The following is a 5,098-nucleotide window of genomic DNA, read 5'->3' on the forward strand; positions in this document are numbered from 1 at the left end:
GGATTGCGGTATGGTTCTATTATTGCAGGATTTTCGGCAAGTCTTCCTAGTAACCCCAGTATTTGTAATTTAGAAGTTTGTTGTTTAGCAGGTGTGAATAAAACATCAATTTCTTTAATTTCTCCTGAGACTTTTTCTGATGCTTTGACTTCTCCGTAATCTTTTAATAATTCTTCTAGATAGTCTTTGGCGAATTTATCATGTATAAACCTAGTCATTAAATTTTAATTTTGAGTAAAATCTGGGAAATAATTTAGACTTCTATTATATAGCAGTTATGAATTCTCCGTAAGAGGATGTTTTAAAATTTTTGGTGTTGTATTCAATACTTTTAGATCAATCTTGATAGCCTGAGTGTAATCATCAATTGCACCCTGCTTATCTCCTAAATCAGAACGGGCATTTCCCCGGTTATAGTAAGCATCTACATCACTGGGATTAATCTTGATAGCCTGAGTGTAATCATCAATTGCACCCTGCTTATCTCCTAAATGATAACGGGCAGTTCCTCGGTTGAAGTAAGCATTTACATTGTTAGGATCAATCTTGAGGGCTTGGTTGTAATCATCAATTTCTCCTGGCTTATCTCCTAATTCAGAACGGGCATTTCCCCTGTTGATGTAGGCATAGGTATTGTTAGGATTAATCTTGATGGCTTGGTTGTAATCATCAATTGCACCTTGCTTATCTCCTAAATAATAACGGGCAATTCCTCGATTGTTGTAGGCATCTACATAGTTAGGATCAATCTTGATAGCATGAGTGTAATCATCAATTGCACCCTGCTTATCCCCTAAATCATCACGGGCATTTCCCCGATTGTAGTAAGCTACAGCATTGTTAGGATCAATCTTGATAGCATGAGTGTAATCATCAATTGCACCCTGCTTATCTCCTAAATCATCACGGGCATTTCCTCGATTGAAGTAAGCATTTACATAGTTAGGAATCTTGATAGCCTGAGTGTAATCATCAATTGCACCCTGCTTATCCCCTAAATGATAACGGGCATTTCCTCGGTTGAAATAAGCATTTACATTGTTAGGATCAATCTTGATAGCCTGAGTGTAATCCTCAATTTCACCCTGCTTATCTCCTAATTCAGAACGAGCAATGCCCCGGCTATAGTAAGCTACAGCATTGTTAGGATCAATCTTGATAGCCTGAGTGTAATCCTCAATTGCACCCTGCGTATCTCCTAATTCAGAACGGGCAATGCCCCGGCTATAGTAAGCATAAGCATTATTTGGTTTCAGTAGCATTACATCAGCAACATAATAATCAAAAGCACCTTGATAATCTTCTTTCTCAAGACACTCATGATACAAGCGAATATATTCGTCAGCTTCAGAAGATGTCAAACTTTCTAAATAGCTGCGTAAACCGCCAGCATAAAGCAATTCATCTATTCCCACCAAGGCTTTACTAGCAGCCGAGGTAATCATATTTGTTGGTAAAAATCCCGCCAAAATCAGATTGTATTCAGCCTGAGCCTCGCTGACTTCTTCTTGAATTAAAATACAAACTAGAACAGCATTTTTTTCAATTTCTTCTCGACTAATTGACCATTGAATTTTATCAAAATTGCCATTACGGGCTTTAACCTGAATACCAATTGATGAGTCAGAAGTTAAGGTAAAATCAACTTTTCCATCACCACCAACGCGCTTTTCATAGTCAACTTCTGTGACAAAATCAGCTAAACGGGATTTAACAACTTCCTCACCCAACTTCCCCTTCATATTGTTGATAAAGTAATTTTGGGGATCATTTGGTTTATACTTTCTGATCATCTCCCAGCAAAAATTCCGTAATGGCTTTGATCTCTCATCAGAAATGACAGTTAATTCACTATGCTGGCCTTTTTCGTCACAATGGAGTAATTTAGCAGATTTAAGTCTTTGAATAAAATCAGTCTGTTGTGCCTTGAGTGGTGTTGTCCAGTCCATATTGGTTTAAATTTACTCTAGCGATATTTTTAAATAGAATGTTAATGGGAAAATTTAAGCTTAACACCTCAAGAGATCGGACAGGTAATTGCTCAAATAGGGTAATTTTGTAAGGGCTAACATCTATCTACAATAGTAGTATAGCGATCGCTCTGCTTTAGTCTAAACTCCAGTAGGCTACAATAGCCAATCAAAAATATATCAGATATGATATAAATAATAGCATGGACGAAAATGATAAACCTTTAATTTGGTTGCATGGTGAAATTAAAACTCCACCCTTCAGCCAAGAAGCACGGATAGAAACAGGTATACTACTCAGACGGTTACAGCAGGGTGAAAGCTTGGGAATACCGCATTCAAAACCAATGTCTAGTATCGGAAAACACTGTTATGAACTACGGATTCGGGATGCGGACAAGAACTGGCGAATTATTTACCGAATTGATGATGATGCAATTTTGATTCTGGAAGTTTTCAACAAAACAACGAGAACAACACCAAGCACCGTTATTGACATCTGTGAAAAACGACTAAGCAAGTACGATCAAGATATACAAGATTAGTATTATGGATGAAGCTAAAAGAGAACGTCTAGAACAAAAGGGCTGGAAAGTTGGAAATGTTTCCGAGTTTTTAGAACTCACAAAAGAGGAAACTGCTCTGATTGAGATTAAATTAGTTCTTAGTCATAATCTCAAAGAACGACGACAGCAATTAATGACACAAACAGAATTAGCAGCAAAAATTCAATCCAGTCAGCCTCGAATTGCTAAAGCTGAAAATGGTGATGCTTCCGTTTCTATTGAACTCTTAATCCGGGCAATGCTGGCCACAGGTGCAACACCTCAAGAGATTGGACAGGTAATTTCTCAAGTAGGGTAAATTTGTAAGGGCTAAAATCTATCCACAATAATAGTATAGCGAAGAGAGGGAAAGCTGTTATTAGAGCAATCTCAGGAGAAAACTCGCGGGGAAATTGCGGAGATTCTGGAGGCTTTGACACCAGAGCAAGTATCACATATTGAATCAGGCTTGACTCTACTAAAAAATGTCTTCGAGCAAACAGAAACCAACTCACCATAACAGTAAGGCTGCACAACACGATCCTTTTGCAGCCATGAGATTTCGAGATTATCGGCTATTTACCATTGGGCGTGTAGTCCTATCAAGAACCGTGGGACACACGGTCTTAAAGCTCAATCAATGTCCGGATTAGGAGTCGTTGAGAAGCCCACACTCACCTGTTCGCGCAAGCGTGCCGCAAGGCATAAGTGAGTATGTGGAATATGTCACCATAAGTCATGATATTTACACTGTTTGTAGTTGTTTGTGAAATAGTTCTTTAACTTTGAGCCAAGCATCAGCAGCAGCTTCGGCGTTGTAACTAGCTCGATGGTTGCAGAAAAATCCGTGTTCAGCAGGATAGCGAAAAACTTGGTGAGGAATGTTGTGTTTTTGTAACTCTGCTTCAACTTGTTCTGTTTGTTCTGGAGGAATGCCTTGATATTCAGTCCCAAAAAAGGCGTAAAGAGTCCCTTTGATATCTGGGGTATGAGTAATTGTCGGTTCACCACCACCGGGAGTAGAGTTAGGAATACCGCCACCGTAGAAAGAGGCTGTAGCTTTAATTTCTGGGAGAGTGGCTGCTAAATAAACAATGTGTCCACCAAAGCAAAAACCAATAGATGCGATAGCTTCGCTCGCCGCAGGCATCGCATCAGCATTAACGTTAGGGAGGGTTTTTAGATAAGCAATTGTGGACTGAATATCGCTTAATATTTCCTCGGCTTTGGTCTGTTCTTTGTATTGTCTGCCTAATTGAATATCTTCAGGGGTGTATTTAGCCTCAAAACCGGGCGCTTGGCGTTGGAAGATAGCAGGAGCGATCGCAACATATCCTTCTTGTGCTAATCTCTCTGTTACTTCCCGAATATGAATATTCACCCCGAAAATTTCCTGTACCACAATCACAGCCGGAAATTTCCCTGCATTTACTGGTTCAGCCAGATAAGCGTCTATTTGCAAATCTTGATTAGGAATTTTGACGCTAGAGGTACGAATCTCTGTTTGGGTTAATGTACTCATTTTGGTAATAATCTGTGATCTTCCAATCTTATACTACTATAAGTCTATCGAATTATAGTATTTTAATTTCCCTGACTTCTTCAAGAAGTCGGGGATCTCTGTAGATGCAGACTAGGAGTGGACAGGATCAAGTGCAGCCACCTGAACATCTGCTAAATCCCTAAATAAGACGGTGCTGAGATAACGTTCACCAAAGCTAGGTTGTACCAGCACGATTAATTTCCCGGCATTCTCTGGACGTTTACCCACCTGAATCGCTGCCCACAAGGCTGCTCCAGAAGAAATGCCCGATAGTAATCCTTCTTCTGTAGCTAAACAGCGACTGAAGGCGATCGCATCTTCATCGGTAACAGAAATCACTTCATCAATCAGTTCCAAGCGCAGCACTTTGGGAATAAACCCAGCGCCTATCCCTTGAATTTGATGCCCCCCTGGCGAACCACCGGTCAAGACATGACTAGCGGACGGTTCGACAGCAATAGCTTGAAAACTGGGTTTACGGGGCTTGATGACTTCTGCTATCCCGGTAATTGTGCCTCCAGTACCAACACCAGACACCACAATGTCAATTTCTCCATCGGTATCTGCCCAAAGTTCCTCGGCTGTTGTCTCTCGGTGAATTTTCGGATTGGCAGGATTAACGAATTGTTGGGGGATAAAGGCATGGGGGAGGGAGGCAACAATTTCTTCTGCCCGTCGGATAGCTCCTATCATCCCTTCAATACCCGGAGTTAGTTCCAACTGTGCGCCGTAGGCTTTGAGCATCGCTCGCCGTTCTAAGCTCATAGTATCTGGCATGGTGAGAATTAGAGAACTCCACAGAATGATTGATCCTATAATGAGAGAAGATAATTTCAGTGTGCAGCTAACCTAATGCGTCCAAAATCTATCATTGAACTAACGGAGAACCTAAAATATCTGTACATAAAAACAGCCAAAAAACTCAAGGGAAGCGATCGAAGACAATTCATGGCAGAAGTAGTTAGAGAACTCCACAGAATGATTGATCCTATAATGAGAGAAGATAATTTCAGTGTGCAGCTAACCTAATGCGTCCAAAA

Annotated in this window: 5 protein-coding genes and 3 pseudogenes; 4 read left to right on the forward strand and 4 right to left on the reverse strand. The window is 40.5% G+C overall.

The features are described from left to right. Nucleotides 1-218 (reverse strand): annotated as a pseudogene (locus PN450_RS09155) (DUF4351 domain-containing protein); the annotation flags it as partial. Between the two features lie 57 nt (nt 219-275). Continuing rightward, on the reverse strand, nt 276-1,949 hold the full coding sequence (locus PN450_RS09160; protein ID WP_271836085.1) for a tetratricopeptide repeat protein: 1,674 nt from the start codon (nt 1,947-1,949) through the stop codon (nt 276-278). 224 nt (nt 1,950-2,173) lie between these two features. On the opposite strand from PN450_RS09160, the gene PN450_RS09165 reads away from it, so the two are divergent. The 3 genes and pseudogenes from PN450_RS09165 to PN450_RS09175 all read left to right on the forward strand — a co-directional run. Then, nucleotides 2,174-2,515, forward strand: coding sequence for a type II toxin-antitoxin system RelE/ParE family toxin (locus PN450_RS09165; protein WP_271836086.1), 342 nt, complete (start codon nt 2,174-2,176; stop codon nt 2,513-2,515). A 4-nt stretch (nt 2,516-2,519) separates the two neighbouring features. Continuing rightward, on the forward strand, nt 2,520-2,834 hold the full coding sequence (locus tag PN450_RS09170; RefSeq protein ID WP_148766020.1) for a helix-turn-helix domain-containing protein: 315 nt from the start codon (nt 2,520-2,522) through the stop codon (nt 2,832-2,834). Between the two features lie 45 nt (nt 2,835-2,879). Further along, nucleotides 2,880-3,035 (forward strand): annotated as a pseudogene (locus tag PN450_RS09175) (MarR family transcriptional regulator); the annotation flags it as partial. Nucleotides 3,036-3,260: 225 nt separating this feature from the next. Here PN450_RS09175 and PN450_RS09180 read toward each other — a convergent pair. Further along, nucleotides 3,261-4,037, reverse strand: coding sequence for a dienelactone hydrolase family protein (locus PN450_RS09180; protein ID WP_148766024.1), 777 nt, complete (start codon nt 4,035-4,037; stop codon nt 3,261-3,263). Nucleotides 4,038-4,148: 111 nt separating this feature from the next. Beyond that, nucleotides 4,149-4,847, reverse strand: a pseudogene (locus tag PN450_RS09185) (pyridoxal-phosphate dependent enzyme); the annotation flags it as partial. Between the two features lie 63 nt (nt 4,848-4,910). Between PN450_RS09185 and PN450_RS09190 the strand changes: the two are divergent. Next, nucleotides 4,911-5,087: a hypothetical protein gene (locus PN450_RS09190; protein ID WP_168204371.1), complete on the forward strand. Its 177-nt coding sequence runs from the start codon at nt 4,911-4,913 to the stop codon at nt 5,085-5,087. Nucleotides 5,088-5,098: the final 11 nt, after the last annotated feature.

The sequence above is a fragment of the Dolichospermum lemmermannii CS-548 genome (assembly GCF_028330815.1).
Taxonomy (GTDB): Bacteria; Cyanobacteriota; Cyanobacteriia; order Cyanobacteriales; family Nostocaceae; genus Dolichospermum; species Dolichospermum lemmermannii.

Coding starts and splice junctions, on each gene's coding strand:
- PN450_RS09180 (WP_148766024.1), bottom strand. CDS start 4,037: ATGAGTACATTAACCCAAACAGAGATTCGTACCTCTAGCGTCAAAATT.
- PN450_RS09190 (WP_168204371.1), top strand. CDS start 4,911: ATGCGTCCAAAATCTATCATTGAACTAACGGAGAACCTAAAATATCTG.
- PN450_RS09170 (WP_148766020.1), top strand. CDS start 2,520: ATGGATGAAGCTAAAAGAGAACGTCTAGAACAAAAGGGCTGGAAAGTT.
- PN450_RS09160 (WP_271836085.1), bottom strand. CDS start 1,949: ATGGACTGGACAACACCACTCAAGGCACAACAGACTGATTTTATTCAA.
- PN450_RS09165 (WP_271836086.1), top strand. CDS start 2,174: ATGGACGAAAATGATAAACCTTTAATTTGGTTGCATGGTGAAATTAAA.